The 16,730-nt window shown below is 53.8% G+C and carries 17 protein-coding genes, 1 tRNA gene and 1 pseudogene; 11 read left to right on the top strand and 8 right to left on the bottom strand.

Features of this window, described 5'->3' with window-relative positions; translation table 11 throughout:
- Positions 1–137: 137 nt before the first annotated feature.
- The 4 genes from AC0QHF_RS08180 (at position 138) to AC0QHF_RS08165 (ending at position 5,262) form a co-directional block, all read left to right on the top strand.
- Complete coding sequence (locus AC0QHF_RS08180) at positions 138–1,532, top strand: AtzE family amidohydrolase (RefSeq protein WP_324703712.1); 1,395 nt, start codon at positions 138–140, stop codon at positions 1,530–1,532.
- 91 nt (positions 1,533–1,623) lie between these two features.
- Positions 1,624–2,787 (top strand): GuaB3 family IMP dehydrogenase-related protein, encoded by a 1,164-nt coding sequence (locus tag AC0QHF_RS08175; RefSeq protein ID WP_324703711.1) that lies wholly within the window; start codon positions 1,624–1,626, stop codon positions 2,785–2,787.
- Positions 2,788–3,562: 775 nt separating this feature from the next.
- A complete protein-coding gene (gene trxA, locus AC0QHF_RS08170) occupies positions 3,563–3,904 on the top strand; it encodes a thioredoxin (RefSeq protein ID WP_324703710.1) in 342 nt (113 codons plus the stop codon).
- A gap of 290 nt (positions 3,905–4,194) precedes the next feature.
- A complete protein-coding gene (locus AC0QHF_RS08165) occupies positions 4,195–5,262 on the top strand; it encodes an LOG family protein (protein WP_324703709.1) in 1,068 nt (355 codons plus the stop codon).
- Between the two features lie 98 nt (positions 5,263–5,360).
- On the opposite strand, the gene AC0QHF_RS08160 is transcribed toward AC0QHF_RS08165, so the two are convergent.
- The 3 genes from AC0QHF_RS08160 to AC0QHF_RS08150 are packed head-to-tail and all read right to left on the bottom strand — an operon-like array spanning position 5,361 to position 7,154.
- Entirely contained in the window at positions 5,361–5,762 is a 402-nt protein-coding gene (locus AC0QHF_RS08160; RefSeq protein WP_324703708.1) for a nucleotide-binding protein, read from the bottom strand.
- Between the two features lie 56 nt (positions 5,763–5,818).
- Positions 5,819–6,496, bottom strand: a complete 678-nt coding sequence (gene rppA / locus AC0QHF_RS08155; RefSeq protein WP_324703707.1) for a two-component system response regulator RppA — start codon at positions 6,494–6,496, stop codon at positions 5,819–5,821.
- 10 nt (positions 6,497–6,506) lie between these two features.
- Positions 6,507–7,154 (bottom strand): glutathione S-transferase family protein, encoded by a 648-nt coding sequence (locus AC0QHF_RS08150; protein ID WP_324703706.1) that lies wholly within the window; start codon positions 7,152–7,154, stop codon positions 6,507–6,509.
- A gap of 123 nt (positions 7,155–7,277) precedes the next feature.
- Here AC0QHF_RS08150 and hisG point away from each other — a divergent pair, with 123 nt between their 5' ends.
- Positions 7,278–7,922 (top strand): ATP phosphoribosyltransferase, encoded by a 645-nt coding sequence (hisG, locus tag AC0QHF_RS08145; protein WP_324703705.1) that lies wholly within the window; start codon positions 7,278–7,280, stop codon positions 7,920–7,922.
- Positions 7,923–8,370: 448 nt separating this feature from the next.
- Positions 8,371–9,339, top strand: coding sequence for a nuclease (locus AC0QHF_RS08140; protein WP_324703704.1), 969 nt, complete (start codon positions 8,371–8,373; stop codon positions 9,337–9,339).
- Positions 9,340–9,567: 228 nt separating this feature from the next.
- On the opposite strand, the gene AC0QHF_RS08135 is transcribed toward AC0QHF_RS08140, so the two are convergent.
- On the bottom strand, positions 9,568–10,710 hold the full coding sequence (locus AC0QHF_RS08135; protein WP_324703703.1) for a DNA cytosine methyltransferase: 1,143 nt from the start codon (positions 10,708–10,710) through the stop codon (positions 9,568–9,570).
- Between the two features lie 202 nt (positions 10,711–10,912).
- A tRNA-Leu gene (locus AC0QHF_RS08130) sits at positions 10,913–10,993 on the bottom strand.
- 175 nt (positions 10,994–11,168) lie between these two features.
- On the opposite strand from AC0QHF_RS08130, the gene accC reads away from it, so the two are divergent.
- A complete protein-coding gene (gene accC, locus AC0QHF_RS08125; protein ID WP_324703702.1) occupies positions 11,169–12,569 on the top strand; it encodes an acetyl-CoA carboxylase biotin carboxylase subunit in 1,401 nt (466 codons plus the stop codon).
- Positions 12,570–12,744: 175 nt separating this feature from the next.
- Here the strand turns inward: accC and AC0QHF_RS08120 are convergent, their stop codons facing one another.
- On the bottom strand, positions 12,745–13,029 hold the full coding sequence (locus AC0QHF_RS08120) for a YggT family protein (RefSeq protein ID WP_324703701.1): 285 nt from the start codon (positions 13,027–13,029) through the stop codon (positions 12,745–12,747).
- A gap of 191 nt (positions 13,030–13,220) precedes the next feature.
- Between AC0QHF_RS08120 and psbX the strand changes: the two genes are divergently transcribed.
- The 3 genes from psbX to AC0QHF_RS08105 all read left to right on the top strand — a co-directional run bounded on the left by psbX (position 13,221) and on the right by AC0QHF_RS08105 (position 15,020).
- Positions 13,221–13,340, top strand: coding sequence for a photosystem II reaction center X protein (psbX, locus tag AC0QHF_RS08115; protein ID WP_324703700.1), 120 nt, complete (start codon positions 13,221–13,223; stop codon positions 13,338–13,340).
- Positions 13,341–13,566: 226 nt separating this feature from the next.
- Positions 13,567–14,379, top strand: coding sequence for a Ycf66 family protein (locus AC0QHF_RS08110; protein WP_324703699.1), 813 nt, complete (start codon positions 13,567–13,569; stop codon positions 14,377–14,379).
- Between the two features lie 80 nt (positions 14,380–14,459).
- A complete protein-coding gene (locus AC0QHF_RS08105; protein WP_324703698.1) occupies positions 14,460–15,020 on the top strand; it encodes a TolB family protein in 561 nt (186 codons plus the stop codon).
- 146 nt (positions 15,021–15,166) lie between these two features.
- On the opposite strand, the gene AC0QHF_RS08100 is transcribed toward AC0QHF_RS08105, so the two are convergent.
- Both AC0QHF_RS08100 and AC0QHF_RS08095 read right to left on the bottom strand, forming a co-directional pair.
- A complete protein-coding gene (locus AC0QHF_RS08100) occupies positions 15,167–16,096 on the bottom strand; it encodes a GUN4 domain-containing protein (RefSeq protein WP_324703697.1) in 930 nt (309 codons plus the stop codon).
- 41 nt (positions 16,097–16,137) lie between these two features.
- Entirely contained in the window at positions 16,138–16,569 is a 432-nt protein-coding gene (locus tag AC0QHF_RS08095) for a hypothetical protein (protein WP_324703696.1), read from the bottom strand.
- An 83-nt stretch (positions 16,570–16,652) separates the two neighbouring features.
- Between AC0QHF_RS08095 and AC0QHF_RS08090 the strand changes: the two are divergent.
- Positions 16,653–16,730: pseudogene (locus AC0QHF_RS08090) on the top strand (zinc ribbon domain-containing protein); the annotation flags it as partial.

The following is a 16,730-nucleotide window of genomic DNA, read 5'->3' as shown; positions in this document are numbered from 1 at the left end:
AAACCCAACTTTACTCCCCTCCCCCAAAGTTGGGAGAGGGGCCGGGGGTGAGGGCTAAACCCAACTTTACTCCCCTCGCCCAAAGTTGGGAGAGGGGCCGGGGGTGAGGGCCAGAAAAAACTACCATTCAAACCGCCATGAACATCGACCTAAAACAAGCGGACACGATCGCCATCGCCGCCGCAATCAAAACCGGAGAAATCACAGCAAAAACCGTCTGCGAACAATTCCTGGAACAAATCCGAACCCGCAACCCGACCCTCAACTGTTTCACCGAAATCCTCGCCGAAAGCGCGATCGCCGACGCCGAAAAAATCGATCGCGCGATCGCCGCCGGAGACGATCCCGGACCCCTCGCCGGCGTCCCCTTCGGGGTCAAAAACCTCTTCGACATCGCCGGAATCCCCACCCTCGCCGGGTCGAAAATCAACCGGGACAACCCCCCCGCCGGACAAGACGCGATCGCCGTCTCCCGCCTCAAAAAAGCCGGCGCCGTCCTCATGGGCGCCCTGAATATGGACGAATACGCCTACGGATTCGTCACCGAAAACGCCCACTACGGCGCCACCCCCAACCCCCACGATCCCGCCCGAGTTTCCGGGGGCTCCTCCGGGGGATCGGCGGCATCAGTGGCGGCGGGACTCCTCCCCCTCACCTTGGGCACCGATACCAACGGTTCCATCCGGGTCCCCGCCTCCTTTTGCGGTGTCCTGGGACTCAAACCCACCTACGGGCGCCTGCCGCGGTCCGGTGTCGTCCTATTTTCCGCCAGTCTGGACCACATCGGCCCCTTCGCCCGATCGCTGCGGGACATCGCCCTGAGCTTCGACATCCTCCAGGGAAGCGATCGCGCCGATCCCGCCTGCACCGCCCGCCCCCCGGAACCCTGTTCGCCCCACTTGGAAGACGGCATCGGGGGATTGCGGATCGCCGTCGCGGACGGTTATTTTGCCCAAAAAGGCGATCCGGAAGTATTTGCAGCCGTGGAAACCGTCGCTAATGCCCTGGGAGTCACCCGCCGCGTCACCATCCCGGAAGCCCACCGCGCCCGGGCCGCGGCCTATTTGATCACCGCCAGCGAGGGCAGCAATTTGCACCTGCACAACCTGCGATCGCGCCCCCGAGACTTCGACCCCGCCACCCGCGATCGCTTCCTGGCCGGAGCCCTAATTCCGAGTCCCTGGACGATCCAAGCCCAGCGGTTCCGCCGCTGGTATCGACAACAGGCTTTAGACCTTTTCCGAACCGTCGATATCATACTAGCCCCCACCACCCCCTGCGTCGCCCCGCTTTTGGGCCAAAAAACGATGGCGATCGGCGGGGAAGAAATGCTGGTGCGTCCCAATCTAGGACTCTACACCCAACCCCTCTCCTTCGTCGGCCTGCCCGTCCTCTCCGTCCCCGTGCGACTTCCCGGACAACTGCCCCTGGGGGTACAAATTATCGCCGCCCCCTATCGAGAAGCGGCGGTTTTGCGAGTCGGGCGGCACCTCGAAAGGGCGGAAATCATCGATGCCGCCGTTGCGGATTAATGCGATCGGGTGATTCCCCCGTTGATATCCTCCGACAACTTTGATAATTTGATAGGCTAACAAAATAATAGTTTTGGGAACCTGTAAACAAGTGGATATTGTAATTGGACGCGGTAAGACCGCCCGCAGAGCCTACGGCATTGACGAAATTGCCCTCGTCCCCGGCCCGCGCACCCTCGACCCGAGTTTGGCGGATACCCACTGGGCGATCGGAAATATCGATCGCGAAATTCCCATCATCGCCAGCGCGATGGACAGCGTGGTGGACGTGGAAATGGCAGTCAAACTCAGCCAACTCGGGGCTCTGGGGGTTCTGAACCTCGAAGGCATCCAAACCCGCTATACTGATCCGAAACCCATCCTGGCCAAGATCGCATCCGTCGGGAAAACCGAGTTTGTGACGTTGATGCAGCAACTCTACGCCGAACCCATCAAACCCGAACTGATCAAAAAACGGATCGCGGAAATTAAAAGCCTTGGCGGTATCGCCGCCGTCAGTGCCACCCCCGCCGGGGCGAGTCAGTTCGGTTTCGCCGTTGCCGAAGCTGGGGCAGACCTGTTTTTCGTCCAAGCCACCGTCGTCTCGACTGCGTTTCTGTCCCCTGAGTCCGTGACTCCCCTGGATTTGGCGCACTTCTGCCAAGAAATGCCGGTTCCCGTGATTTTGGGCAACTGCGTCACCTATGATGTTGCCTTGAATTTGATGAAAGCTGGGGCCGCTGGCGTTTTAGTCGGTATCGGACCGGGGGCCGCTTGTACCTCCCGCGGCGTGTTGGGGGTGGGTGTTCCCCAGGCAACGGCCGTGGCCGACTGTGCGGCGGCTCGGTACGAGTTCTTGCAAGAAACGGGCCGCTACGTTCCTATTATTGCGGACGGCGGTCTGATCACGGGCGGGGATATCTGCAAGTGTATCGCCTGTGGTGCCGATGGGGTGATGATCGGCTCCCCCTTCGCCCGAGCTCAAGAGGCGCCGGGAAGTGGATTCCACTGGGGCATGGCCACGCCCAGCCCCGTACTGCCCCGAGGAACCCGCATCCAGGTGGGCAGCACGGGAACCCTGGAGCAAATTCTCCGGGGTCCGGCCCAGTTGGACGACGGCACCCACAACCTGCTTGGGGCCCTGCAAACCAGCATGGGGACCTTGGGGGCTAAGACCATCAAAGAAATGCAGCAGGTGGAAGTGGTGATCGCGCCGTCCCTGTTAACGGAAGGTAAAGTCTATCAAAAAGCCCAACAACTGGGGATGGGCAAGTAAATATCGGCGGCGGGGCGATCGCCCAAACCCAATCCAGACAAGGGTTCGGACGCGCAAAGACACCGACTCGCTTGTTAAGCCGTCGTAAAGATTGGTCTCACCCCTGGAATTATCGGACAGAAAATGTCAGAATAGAAACAGCGGAGACTTATGTTTCCGTTCACTCCTCACACCACACTCCGCCTGGACTTCGCGTTCGGGCGGTTTCTTTATGTTTCCGGACTGGCCATTCCGGGAGACGACGGCAAATCTGCCCTATAGCATAGGCAAATCTCACCACATCTGGCAAGCCCCCGGCCAAAAATGAAGCGCGATCGCCTGCGACGCGGTGGTTTGAGATGCTCTCTCCCCTATTACAGGGGAAAATTGACGCGATCGGGAAAAATTGCCAATTGCACTCCTCTGGCTGCGCGCCCCCCCATTCCTCTAAGAAGAAAATGTCGCCCCCGTGTTCCCTGTCGGTTTGATGGTAGAATCGGTTTAGGTGAAAATTCCTGAGCGTTAGATGATAGCCTGTCCCCAGGCTGAACAGAGCCGGAAACGCATTGGCGAAGCACCACTGTCAGTTCGGGTGGAGGATCTGCGAATCCCTACAGGGATGATTCGAGATCGTTCACATCCGCAGGTGGCGGTCAACAGGCTCCCGATGAGGAGCCAGTTGCGAACCCCGGGGCTGACTGGCTTGAGAGCAGTTGAGGTTAGGAAACCGTGGTTCGTCTGCCATTCCCTGGATCAACGTCTCAAGGAAGTACGATGTCATTAAGGAATGCAAGGTATGTCAACAGCCGTAGCCGAAGTTACCGATGCCAGCTTTAAACAGGACGTACTCGATAGCGAGCTTCCCGTTCTCGTCGATTTCTGGGCGCCGTGGTGCGGGCCGTGTCGCATGGTCGCGCCTGTGGTTGAAGAAATCGCAGATCATTACAACAGCCAAATTAAAGTGGTCAAGCTCAACACCGACGAGAATCCCAACGTTGCAAAGCAATACGGAATTCGCAGCATCCCCACCCTGATGATCTTCAAGGGGGGTCAGCAGGTGGATATGGTTGTGGGTGCAGTTCCCAAAAGTACCCTGTCTTTAACAATCGACAAGCACCTCGACAAGAGTGGCGACTGAGAATTACCCGAAATTGGGGCTCAAAAACCCCATTTCAGGGGAAACCGAAACCGGCAATCCGGCAACCCGTCTCGGCTCGGAGAGAAATCCCCAAGTGTTTCGATGAAGGGTCAATTAACCGTTGTCGCCAACTCGCTCAACCGAGCAAAGGTGAGTTTCGTGTCAGTCATGCTGAGGATGTCTGGGTTCCTATTCAAAGGCTCAGACCTCCGATTTCCCGCCGAGATCGTTGAGATGTCGCGCCTTGGACGCTCAAATCTGAGGCGTATTGTTGTCCGCTTTTCCATTTTATGAATCCTTCCGGAATCCGTGATGCGATCGCGTCCCTGCAAGCCGATATCGCCCAACTCATCGACGAACTCCCCCATTTAAAGCACGAAAAGTGGATTTCGCGCTCCCTGTCGAGTCTGGTGCGGATGGCCGGCTCGGAGTTTGAAACCCTGGATTGGAAGATCCTCTCCGCTTCCCTATTGGACATGGAGCGGGGATTTCAGGTCTTTTACCCCTACCGCCACGTTCGCAAAATCTGCATCTTCGGGTCGGCGAGAACCCCGCCGGAAGCCGGAGAATATCAACTGGCCGTGGAATTTGCCCGCCGCGTCACCGAACTGGGGTTCATGGTCCTCACCGGTGCCGGGGGCGGCATCATGGAGGCCGGAAACGAGGGAGCCGGGGCCGCGCGGTCCTTCGGCTTGAACATCCAACTCCCCTTCGAGCAGTTCTCCAACCCCCACATCGAGGGCGATTCCAAGCTGATCGATTTCAAATATTTTTTCACCCGGAAACTGTTTTTCCTGCGGGAGAGCGACGCCCTGGCGATGTTTCCCGGCGGTTTTGGAACCTTGGACGAAACCTTCGAGTGCCTGACCCTGGCCCAGACGGGAAAATTCGGGCCAGCCCCCCTGGTTTTGATCGATCGCCCCGGGGGAGATTACTGGTACGACTGGAAAGAATTCGTCGAAAAACAGCTCTTGAAGCGGGGGCTGATTTCTCCGGACGACCCGAGCATCTACACCCTCACCGATAACGTGGACGAAGCCTGCCGCGCGATCGCCGACTTTTACCGAGTTTACCACTCCAGCCGCTACGTCGGCGATCGCTTCGTCGTCCGCCTCAACTCCGAACTGACGGAAGAACAGGTCGAAACTCTCAATCGAGAATTTAACGATATTTTAGTCAAGGGTCGGATCGAAAAAAGCGCAGCCCTCCCCACAGAATACGGCGACGAAACCGAACACCTCCCCCGCCTGGTCTTGTATTTCAACCAGCGGGATGTCGGGCGTCTGTACCAAATGATCGCCACCATCAACCAAATGGGGGCCGAGTCGCCGGGAGCATCCCATCCGGAACAGAAATAGTTGAATACCCGGATCGCTTGGGAATCAATTCCCAAGCTAATAGCAAAAATCATCTGAAGATGATTGGAGAGTTTGTGCGGTTGATAGACGATCCAATCTTAAATTTTCTGTAAAACATCATTGATGGCATCCTGACAGTCTTGAATTCGAGCTTTTACAACTCTAACCGAGCGATTATAAACTTGATGTTCTCCTTGAGTTAATTTGGATAGTGGTTTGCCCAGGTGTGCCGCAACCACACCAGAAGTATTAAAATCTCGAAGTGGGACAGAGTAGTAATCGCGAAAATCTTGAATGGTCTGTATTATTTTGGACGGCGATGTAAAACGGTCTTGATTTTCTCGAAATTTTTGAAATAAAATATCTGCTGTTGCATCAGACACAAGAACCTTAGATGAAGGATTCTTTTCAGCATATGCTGTTGAAATATGAAATGTTATAGAACTTTTCCCAACTCCGCCTTTGTTATTCCAAATCGCATAGGTACTCTTGATGGGCATATTGATTGACTCCCACGGTTCGATTCATTGATTATATATGGCATTATAGACTAGGATTATTCCCCGAAGCGGTATCCCTTGCCGTAGACCGTATGGATAAGGGGGACTTCGCCGGAGATTTCAATTTTTCGCCGCAGGAGGCGGATTTGCGCGGCCAGGACGTTGCTGCTAGGTTTGTCCGTTTCCCCCCACAGGTGGCGGTGAATTTCCCCGTGGGTGAGGAGTTGTCCGGGGTGGCGCATCAGGTATTCCAGGAGGCGGCTTTCCTTTTCCGAAAGTTCGATCGCCCGGTTGCCCCGGTAAGCCAACTGTCCCTCGCAGTCCAACTCCAGATCCGCCACTTGCAGGCGGTTCGGATTGACTGCATCCGCCATCGGGGGGCGGCGCAGCAGCGCCCGCACCCGGGCCAGCAACTCCCGCAGTTCAAAGGGTTTCACCAAATAGTCATCCGCCCCGGCATCCAACCCTTCTACGCGGTCGTCGAGGGTGTCCTTGGCCGTCAAAAACAGGATCGGGGTGCAATTTTGGCGCGATCGCAACCCCTGACAGATCTCCAACCCCGACTTGTGGGGCAACATCCAGTCCAGAATCAGCAAATCGTAGGAATTCCGGGTGGCCAGGGCGTCCCCCGCCGCGCCGTCGTAGGCCACATCCACCGCGTACCCCTCCCGACTCAGGGCGCGATCGAGGGAATCGGCCAATTCCACTTCGTCATCGACAAGAAGAATCCGCATCAATCAACTGTTAGAAGAATGTATCGATGTGTTCCACTTCGTTGGCCGCCGCCTCCAGCCAGTCTTGCATAGCCGGGAGAGAAACGATCGCCTGCGCGTAGGCCGTCTCAATTTCCCCCAACTTGACATCGTAGGTGATGAACCGGGACACCACCGGGGCGAACATGGCGTCGGCGACGGTAAATTTCCCGAACAGGAAATCTCCATCCGCCCCGAATTGGGTGCGGCACTCTCGCAATATGGACGTGATGCGATCGATTTCCGCCCGCAATTCCGGCTTCATCCCCTCCCCCGGGTAGCGGGCACGGCAGTCCATCGGCATTTTTTGGCGCAGGTTGATGAAGTCCCCGTGCATTTCGTGGGCGATCGATCGCGCGATCGCCCGTTCCCGCCGACCTTGCGGCCACAATCCCGGCGCGAAGACTTCGGCGACGTACTCGCAAATGGCCAGGGACTCCCACACCGTCAGATCGCCGTGGAGGAGGACGGGAACCTGTCCCGAGGGAGAATAGCGGCGGATTTCTTGGTGGGAGGTGGGGGTGTCCAACGGAATTCGCATCTCCGCAAAGGTCACTCCGGCCTGTTTCATCGCCAACCAGGCCCGCAACGACCAAGATGAATAATTCTTATTGCCAATAACCAGGGTAAGCTGGGTCATAGTGTCAATGTTTGGATTGAGCTCTCACAATTGCCGATCGCGAACAGAATCGGAGCGGGGTGACGGTTGATCACTGATTTACCCGTTCCCGAGGTTGTATTCCCTAGTTCTTTCTTCCGCTTTATGATTACGGTTGCACTTCCCAAAGGCGCGTTGCTCAAAGACAGCATTCAATTGCTCAAGTCCGTCGGACTCGATTTTAGCGCCTTTCTCGACTCGGCGAACCGCCAGCTTCAGATCGAAGATCCCACCCGCACCGCCCGGGGGTTGCTCGTGCGCGCCCAGGACGTCCCCGTATATGTCGAATACGGTCAGGCGCAGTTGGGAATTGTCGGCTACGACGTTTTGCGGGAAAAACAACCCCAGGTCGCCCGGATCGTCGATCTCCAATTCGGCCACTGTCGGATGTCGGTGGCGGTGAAACGGTCGAGTTCCTATCGCCGTCCCGTGGAACTGCCGCCCCACAGCCGCGTTGCATCTAAATTCGTACACTGTGCCGGCGAGTATTTCGACAGTATCGATTTGCCCGTAGAAATTATACCGCTTTACGGGTCCGTGGAATTGGGGCCGATCACGGGAATGTCAGAAGCGATCGTGGATTTGGTTTCCACCGGCCGCACCCTGGAGCAAAATGGCTTGGTGGAAATTAAGGTACTCTTTGAAAGTACCGCCCACCTGATCGCCCATCCCCTCAGTTACCGCCTTAATCCCGACGGGTTGGGTGAGTTGATCGGACGGCTGCGATCGCAACTTCTGATCCCCGCCTGATCCCGGCGAGTGAATCGGGGAAAATGCCAATTTTCCACCGATTCCGACTCGGAACCGGAGCCGCGATATCGCACCCGTATGAACCGATAGGCCGTCGCCATCAACAACATTTCTTAAAAATTTAAAGACAAAATTGTAACAAAAATTAAACCGCGATCGCGTGACGAAATGTCATTTGAAAGTTAGCATATTTAAGTGGGGGATTTGATGGGCTGCAAACCGATAAGTTGGGGCACAGCATAGCCCCGCACTGAGTCCATTTTCCTCCAGGATAAAAAGCACTCTGACCCGCTGCTGACCATCAGTTTTTGCTGTAATACAACAGCGTTAGCAAAGCAGATTGTTGAACGGCAAGTGTGAGCGATCGCCTTTCAAAACGAGAGATAGCTGAAGCATATCCCTGTCCAACTCTCAGCACAAAGAACAATCAAAACAAGGATTTGAGACCATGACAAATGCTCAAGTGATCCGGGAACAATTAAGTGTAACCGACCCGTCCAGTCCTTCTCCTGCCAATCCGGCCCAGATTACTCGCTACGACGATTATATTATCCAACCCACATTTCCAAATACCAGCGTTGCCATCTCGGTAGATGCATTTGATACGACCCAATACGACCCAATTTTACAAGTCTATCAATTGAGTCCCGAAGGTACCGCCCCTCTCCCCAATCAAGCTCCCATTGCCACCAATGACGATCGCGCCTTGGGTAATCAAAATGCCACCATTGCGACAGGTGCCGTGGAATTCGGAACCTTTTTGGGTGCACCGAGTACCCTGACGGCCGACGGAGTATCCCGCTACCTGATTCGGGTGACCAGTTACGAACCCCTTCCCAACAACAGTATTTTTCCTCCCACCGGACAATTGCCCCAAGATTATCAGTTGGCGGCCAGCGTCAATTTGGGCAATTTAAACCCTCCAACTGTGGCGGACGGAGGCATCTTGGGACCCAACGATTTCGACGACGGTGGCGGTACTATCGACCCGCTGACGGGGGTGGCGCGATTCTGGGATAACCAGGCGGGAGGTCACATTTTCACCGCCGACAACTTTGAAAAAAATCAATTCGCCAACAACTCGCAGCGCTATATCAACGAAGGGTTTGAATTCCTGTCGGGGGGAGATACGACCCTGCAACGTTATCGAAACCAAAGGGGCGGATATTTCTACGCCAGCAATCCGGGAGAAATCGCTTTTGTAGAAACCCTGCAAGAGTGGACGCTGGATAATCCAGCCACCCCCATCCAAGTTTATGCCACTCAGGTACCCGGAACATCGCCGGTCTATCGGGCTTTCAATTTCAATACCGGAGGCCATTTCTACACCATCGATCCGGCTCAAGCGGCGGCGGCTGACGCACTGCCGAATTTTGTCGATCAAGGGATTTCATTCTATGCCCAACCCATTGCTTAAATTGAGACGGGAGCAAAATAGATGACGGAAAATTCGGGTATGGTTTGAAAGTACCGCCCACCCCCGCCCACCTGGTGAGCGATCGCCCGGTATCCTGTCAGCTTCAATCGTTTGAATCCAAACGATTTTTCCCCGAACGTAGCATCTCTCACAGTTGTTGTACCATGATGGTTCCTCCTCCATCATCATTATCGATCAATTTTGTTCGTCACCCCGGACTCGAACGAACTAAAAACTGGTTTGCAATTCGTATTGTCCGGACTCGGAAGTGGCAAGTTTAAGGCGATCGCGCCAATCCAGGGATTGTAAATGGCGACTAAACTCGTACAAATCCACGGGTTGATATTCATTTTTAAAGAGGGGAATCAACGTCTCAACCAAGGGCACAATCCCATCCGGCGGAACGGCATTTCCGATTTGGCGCCGGATCTCGGTAAACGATCCTTCAAAGATAAAATCGTCGGGAAACGTTTGCAGCCGAGCCCGTTCTCGATTGGTGAGCGATCGCGGTTCTTCGTGGTGATAACCCCAGGTGCCACCGCCACCCCCCGCAATAATTGTAGTCGAAGGGCGATCGGGGTGCAACCGCCGGTAAACGTGGCTGATCATCCCCTTGACATAATATTCGCTATCTTTGGGAATATCGGTAAAATTCCCCCCCGGTTTGATCCGCTTTAAAATTTCCACGGTTCGCCGTTGAATCCTCTGATGTTCGTTATTATAAGGAACTGTTTCGACATCTCTTAACGCCTCCCCTGCAGTGCGGTGGGGATGGGTGCGATCGCTCCCATATTCCGGTTCGGGATGGATAAAATTGAACCCGGTATCCATCCGAACTCCGACGAGTAACACCCGTTCGCGATACTGGGGAACGCCGTAATCTGCAAAATTGTAGAGTTTCGGCTTCACCAAATAACCCGGTTCGATCTGTTCAAAATCCGAGATAATTTGTCGGATGGCTTTGCAGCCGTTGGCACTCAACAACCCCTTCACATTTTCGGCGATAAAAGCTTTGGGTTGCTTTTCCCGGACAAACTCTAAAAAGTAGGTGTAAAGATTCCCCCGAGTCCCCTTCAGTCCCGGACGCTTCCAAATCATCGAAAAATCCTGGCAGGGAAATCCCCCCGTAATTAAATCCGCATCGGGGACGGCGGAGATATCGACATTTTCAATATTGTCACAGATAATTTTATCGGAAATATTGCGCCGAAAGGTGCGGCAGGCGTCGGGGTTGGTGTCAATCGCCCAAACCAGTTCAAACCCAGCCCGATGAAACGGCAAGTCCATCCCACCGCAGCCCGAAAACAGGGAAATCATCGCCGGTTTTTGATTCCAATTATTAAGCTTATCCAGACGATCTAAAAGTGCCATTTGATTGCCCATAAAAATCAATCGAATCGCTGTCAGGCTTCAGCCCCGCAGAAAGCGCTAAAGCGCAACAATATATTATTATTTATTATAAGGTAATTTCAATTCCCAACTCCCGACTCCCGACTCCCGACTCCCTATTCCCATCAAAAAAGAGAGGTCAAAAATTGATTGCCTCTCCTTTTTAATATTTTCAATTTCTCAATGCGGATGGCGAGACTCGAACTCGCAAGGCAAAGCCACACGCCCCTCAAACGTGCGCGTATACCAATTCCGCCACATCCGCAAATGGTCACAGAGCATCGGATTCAAAGCCTCCGCCCGTGTTTCGCTAATTTACCACGATAGCACAAAAAAACGCAAGTGCCAAATTTTTTTTCGGGGCAAATCCGGGGGGTGTCTTCCAGAGCGTCCCCAAATAACCTATCCTAACTTATTATATTGCCCGAACAGCACCGAAGATGCGGTTTTCCAAAATCCTGATTGCCAATCGTGGGGAAATTGCCCTGCGGATTCTCCGAACCTGTGAAGAAATGGGGATTGCCACAGTGGCCGTCCATTCCACGGTCGATCGCCACGCCCTGCACGTTCAGTTGGCGGACGAAGCCGTTTGCATCGGCGAACCAAGCAGCAGCAAAAGCTACCTCAACATCCCCAACATCATCTCCGCCGCCCTGACGCGCAACGCCACCGCCATCCATCCGGGCTACGGCTTCCTGGCGGAAAACGCCCGCTTCGCCGAAATTTGCGCCGACCACGACATCGCCTTCATCGGCCCGACGCCGGAGGCGATCCGCTCGATGGGGGACAAATCCACGGCCAAGGAAACCATGCAGCGGGTGGGCGTCCCCACCATCCCCGGCAGTTACGGCTTGGTAACTGACGAGAAAGAAGCCACCCAGATCGCTCGGGAAATCGGCTATCCGGTGATCATCAAAGCCACGGCGGGGGGTGGCGGTCGGGGGATGCGGCTGGTGCAGAATCCGGAGGATCTCCCCAGACTGTTCGCGGCGGCCCAGGGAGAGGCGGAGGCGGCCTTCGGCAATCCGGGATTGTACATCGAAAAATTTATCGAGCGTCCCCGCCACATCGAGTTTCAAATCCTCGCCGACAACTTCGGCAACGTCGTGCACCTGGGGGAGCGGGACTGTTCCATCCAGCGACGCCACCAAAAGCTGTTGGAAGAGGCTCCGAGTCCGGCGTTGAGCCCGGAACTGCGGCAAAAAATGGGGGATGCGGCGGTGAAGGCGGCAAAATCCATCAACTACACCGGGGCGGGGACGGTAGAATTTCTCCTCGATCGCCACGGCAATTTTTATTTTATGGAAATGAACACCCGCATCCAAGTGGAACATCCGGTTACGGAGACGATCACGGGTTTGGACCTGATCGCCGAACAGATCCGCATCGCCCAGGGGGAAAAACTGCACTTCACCCAGGATGACATCCAACTGCGGGGACACGCGATCGAATGTCGGATCAACGCCGAAGATCCCGATCGCAACTTCCGACCCCACCCCGGACGGATCAGCGCCTATTTGCCGCCGGGGGGCAACGGCGTGCGGATAGACTCCCACGTTTACACCGATTATGAAATTCCCCCCTACTACGATTCCCTGATCGGGAAACTGATCGTCTGGGCCCCGGACCGCCCAGCCGCGATCGTCCGCATGAAACGAGCCCTGCGGGAGTTCGCCATCACCGGCGTCCCGACGACCATCGGCTTCCACCAAAAAATTATGGAAACCCAGGAATTCATCGACGGCGAGGTTTACACCAATTTCGTCGAACAGTGGATGAGCAAAAATTCCGACTCGGGCTCAGAGAAGGTGTCAGCTATCAGCCGTCAGCCAGAAAGCTGATATAGCAAGTTCGATCCGGATCGTCCCCCAAATCTCCCGTGGGGGCAACCGTCTCCGGTTGCCCGTCCGTCAGGGAAACTTGAAGTCAATCCGCGTACCTCACCAACTTGAAAATTGCTGTATTTCCCCACACCCCACCGAGCACACCCCACACCCCACACCCCAAACTCTACGATCACATCATCATCCGCAGGAGTCCCTGCTGTCCGAGTAATAGTTCCCGCAGGAGGCTGAAAATTCCCACCCAGATCACGGGGGTGATATCCACGCCGCCGATGGGGGGGACGACTTTGCGGGTGACGGCCAAAAAGGGTTCCGTCGGCCAGTAGGCGAGGCTGAAGGGAAATCGATTGAGCTCGGCCTGGGGATACCAAGTGAGGACGATGCGGAAGATGAACAGCAGGGTCATCCCGGCCAGGAGCAGGCCGAGAGTCCAGTCCAAAATTGAAAAGCTGGTCATGGCTTTGACGAGAGAAGTTTAAGTTTTATAACGATTCCTCATTTTAACGGTCGGGGGGCGATCGCCCAAATTGGCGATCTGAGTTGGACGGGTTCTCAGATTCCCCTCCGGCCAAGGGTGGAGAATTTCACAAAAATTGTTAAGATAACAGAGATAAATTTCTGTATTGCAAATCTAAGGATCGGATTCAGATGACTCCTTCATTAGCGAACTTCTTCTACAGCCTGCTTGTGGGTATCCTGCTCGTCGTCGTCCCGGCGACGGTCGGCTTGATCTTTATCAGCCAGAAGGATAAAATCATCCGCTCGTAGGCGGCTCGGCCCGATCGCCCTCGACGAGCGGCGATCGCTTTTCGGCTCAGTTGAAGTCGTCCGGGAGTTGGGCGGATCGGAATAACCTCGTTGTCCGACCCGTTCCCAATTCCCAAGGGCACCGAGTCCGTACCACTAGAAGCCCTGTATGCTAGTCGCTTTCCGGCGGACGGTAGAGAATATGAATGGAACTCGCTAAGATAGGACTGGCATAGGAGATTAGATAATGGTCAATTTAGGATTGAACTGGAGCAGCCTGCTGGGGATCATCCTGGCTGTGGCTGGCGCGGCGCTATATTTTCTCCGTTCCTGGCGCCCGAAACTCGCCCGCGATCACGATATTTTCTTCGCCGCCGTCGGTTTGCTCTGCGGCGGGATTCTCCTGTTTCAGGGGTGGAGACTCGATCCGATCCTGGCATTCGGTCAGTTCATGCTGACGGGAACCGCCATTTTCTTCGCGGTGGAAAGCATCAAACTGCGGGGAGTCGCCACGATGAAGGCGAAGGAACGGGCTCCGGTGGTGGATGACGATCGCTATGTGAGCGACGTCTACCGGGTGGATGCCGAACTCGACGAACTCGAACCCGTGGAGGAGGATTACCCCCCCCAACCCGTCGCCCGCCAAATTCGGGGCAGCCGCGATTCGCGCTTGACAAAACCGGAAACTTATGATAGCGAAGCGACCCGTCGCCGTCCCAGCAGTCGCCGTCCCAGCAGCGAACGTCCCAGTTCAGTCGATCGCCCCCGCAAGCGTCCCCCGTCCCGCCCCCCGAGCAGCAGCAGACCGACGACCACCGAGGAGTGGGAAGCCTCCATCGATTCGGGAAGCGATCGCCCGTACCGCAGCAGTCGCAGCAGCCGGCCCCCGTCCTCTCGCGGCGGCTATTCCACGGATCTCGAAGAACCCAGAACGAGACGGCCGCGCCCTTCCGAGCGATATTCGGATCGCCGGGAACGGGATACGACTTCGACGGACTATGTGGAGTATCGGCCCGTCGATTATTCGGATGACGATTACGAAAGTTCGACCGAATATTAAAAACTCGATTTGGGGGGAGAATTGCCTGCCAGTTTCAGGGGATGTTCCATCCTCCCAACCCCGTGATTTTTAGAAACTCGATGATTTGGCGTTGGTGTCGGGCGATCGCGATCGGTCTGTTTTCGCTGCTCCTGATGGTGGGTTGTACCGCAATGGCGATCGATGGCTCCGTGGCCTACGGCGCCCTCAACAGCGGCGCGACGGACGAGCAACCGGCGTTGAGCGGGGACGGCCGGTTTTTGGCCTTCGTGTCCGATCGCGACGGCCAGAACCAGTTGTTGATCTACGACCTGCGACGGCGCAGTTATGAGAATTTGCTCGATTTGAAGCGATCGCGGGCGATCGTGCAGAGTCCCGGCCTCAGCTACACGGGCCGCTACATCGTTTATAGCGCCAACGAGTCGGGACGGCCCGACATTTTCCTCTACGACCGCCTCACCCGCCGTTTGGAAATGCTGACGCGGGGATATCGCGGTTGGGTGAGGAACCCCAGCATCAGCCCCGACGGCCGCTATATTACCTTTGAAAGTGCCAGAAACGGGCAGTGGGACATCGAAATTTTCGATCGCGGCCCCAATATCGAACCCGACACCGTTGACTCGAGGTTTGCGGTAGCCGAACCGTCTCCGTCGGAGGAATAACCACCGACAGTGAAATGATTCGTGAAATTTTGTCGGCCAAGAGCCACCAGGATTAGGGGTTTGGGGGCCAGAAAATTTTCAAATCGCTTTTTCTGTGGATGACAGGCGATCGAACGATTCTCCAGGCTGACCGCGCATTTCTGCCTTTACCATTCTTTTCTCTTACGAAACATAAATCTGATTCTATCTTCTACTTTACCCCTGTCAATACATAATAAATGACTGGTCGATGGCAAATGACCGGGGGGAGCGGTTATATTAAAAGTAAAACTTTCGTAGTCTATCCAACAATTATTGACTCGCCATCCGACGCGATCGCCCAAAGTTTTTTCGACTTCAAAATCGTTTTGATTGGCAACTTCTATATTTTGCCAAATATTTTTCTGAATGCTAAAACCAAACTTGCCATCACTATACTTGTTCCAAAGTCGGTCAAGAATTCGTAAATCTTGCCAAGGTAATTTTTCGATGTCCCCTTTATCCAACCATCCTTCTGGATTTCTATTTGACAACTTGAGCATAAGATTTCGGGTATTTTCATCAGCTTTTTTCCATTCTTGATCTCGCAATAAATCTCGAATTGGAGCATAATCCATACCGGAAGCATCAGAGACAAGGGTTAGCTCATCTGTGAGCGAAGATAATTGTTTTTGTAAGTCGGCAATGGATTGAAGTATCTGAGTCTTAAAGTCATCTTCTGGCTTCGGTTGAGGTTCGACTGGTTTGAACCTTTCCGGCAAATTAGATAACTGCTGTTTGATCTCTAATAAGTCTCCGCTTAATTGACTGAGCTTAGTCTCAATATTTTTTGTTTCCATGACGGGTTTGATGGGAGAGTTAGCTAAAAAATCGTCGATTATCTGTTGATATTTTTGGGTTTCTTCTCGCGTCAATTTCAATTCTTGATTGGTTTCTGCAAGTTCATTTTTTAAATTTTGCAACTCAAGTTGATTGGAGTTATGTATATCCCGCATTGTTTTCAACTCATTGAGTAATTCTTGCCGGGTTGCAGTCAGTTCTGCGATCGCCTTTTCATGATACCCGAGTGGATGTTTCCAATCGTCAGATTTCACCACAATTAAATTCTCCTCAATTTTCTATATTGTACGATTGATATTTATGATTCGCTCGACAAAATACCCTTTGGCTTTGTTGACTCTAACAGAGGATGACTGACATCATAACCCTGTATAGTCTGATGCCAAAATTCACATAATATACCATATTTAATCCAATCTTCTATCGCTCTCCTTCTCAAGATTGGGGCATCCTTAACCAAAGCAGCCATGCGACTCGCATTGAGTTGGAGTTGACCATAAATTTTTAACACTTCATCAACGGGAGTATTTTCATTTAACTTGTTCAATTCATAACATTCGGTCAACTCATAAAGTTCCATATCTGAAAACCTTGCCCCTGGCTTACTTCCTAACTTTAATCTTCGTCTACAGGGATCTAATGGATTCGGTAAACCATGACCCAAATATTTTTTTAATTCATTTCTAACCTGCTCAAGCTTACCTTCCAAAATTTCATTGATTTTATCCACCAACTGATTAGCATCTTGGAATGTCTTCTCTTCTAAATTATTGACTTGATCAAAACCGATTATAACCCTCAGATAAAAATAATCAAAGTCTCTCGACTCGAACTCACGTTTGTCAGTGTGGGTGCGAGTTAGATAGAGACCACAACGCAGCCATCAACATC

The sequence above is a fragment of the Lyngbya sp. CCY1209 genome, assembly GCF_055795065.1.
The sequence above is the reverse complement of the archived record's forward strand: the minus strand, read 5'-3'. Positions and strand labels throughout refer to the sequence as shown.

Coding starts and splice junctions, on each gene's coding strand:
- hisG (WP_324703705.1), top strand. CDS start 7,278: ATGATTACGGTTGCACTTCCCAAAGGCGCGTTGCTCAAAGACAGCATT.
- rppA (WP_324703707.1), bottom strand. CDS start 6,496: ATGCGGATTCTTCTTGTCGATGACGAAGTGGAATTGGCCGATTCCCTC.
- AC0QHF_RS08110 (WP_324703699.1), top strand. CDS start 13,567: ATGGTCAATTTAGGATTGAACTGGAGCAGCCTGCTGGGGATCATCCTG.
- AC0QHF_RS08135 (WP_324703703.1), bottom strand. CDS start 10,710: ATGGCACTTTTAGATCGTCTGGATAAGCTTAATAATTGGAATCAAAAA.
- AC0QHF_RS08150 (WP_324703706.1), bottom strand. CDS start 7,154: ATGACCCAGCTTACCCTGGTTATTGGCAATAAGAATTATTCATCTTGG.
- accC (WP_324703702.1), top strand. CDS start 11,169: ATGCGGTTTTCCAAAATCCTGATTGCCAATCGTGGGGAAATTGCCCTG.
- trxA (WP_324703710.1), top strand. CDS start 3,563: ATGTCAACAGCCGTAGCCGAAGTTACCGATGCCAGCTTTAAACAGGAC.
- AC0QHF_RS08165 (WP_324703709.1), top strand. CDS start 4,195: ATGAATCCTTCCGGAATCCGTGATGCGATCGCGTCCCTGCAAGCCGAT.
- AC0QHF_RS08160 (WP_324703708.1), bottom strand. CDS start 5,762: ATGCCCATCAAGAGTACCTATGCGATTTGGAATAACAAAGGCGGAGTT.
- AC0QHF_RS08180 (WP_324703712.1), top strand. CDS start 138: ATGAACATCGACCTAAAACAAGCGGACACGATCGCCATCGCCGCCGCA.
- psbX (WP_324703700.1), top strand. CDS start 13,221: ATGACTCCTTCATTAGCGAACTTCTTCTACAGCCTGCTTGTGGGTATC.
- AC0QHF_RS08140 (WP_324703704.1), top strand. CDS start 8,371: ATGACAAATGCTCAAGTGATCCGGGAACAATTAAGTGTAACCGACCCG.
- AC0QHF_RS08120 (WP_324703701.1), bottom strand. CDS start 13,029: ATGACCAGCTTTTCAATTTTGGACTGGACTCTCGGCCTGCTCCTGGCC.
- AC0QHF_RS08105 (WP_324703698.1), top strand. CDS start 14,460: ATGATTTGGCGTTGGTGTCGGGCGATCGCGATCGGTCTGTTTTCGCTG.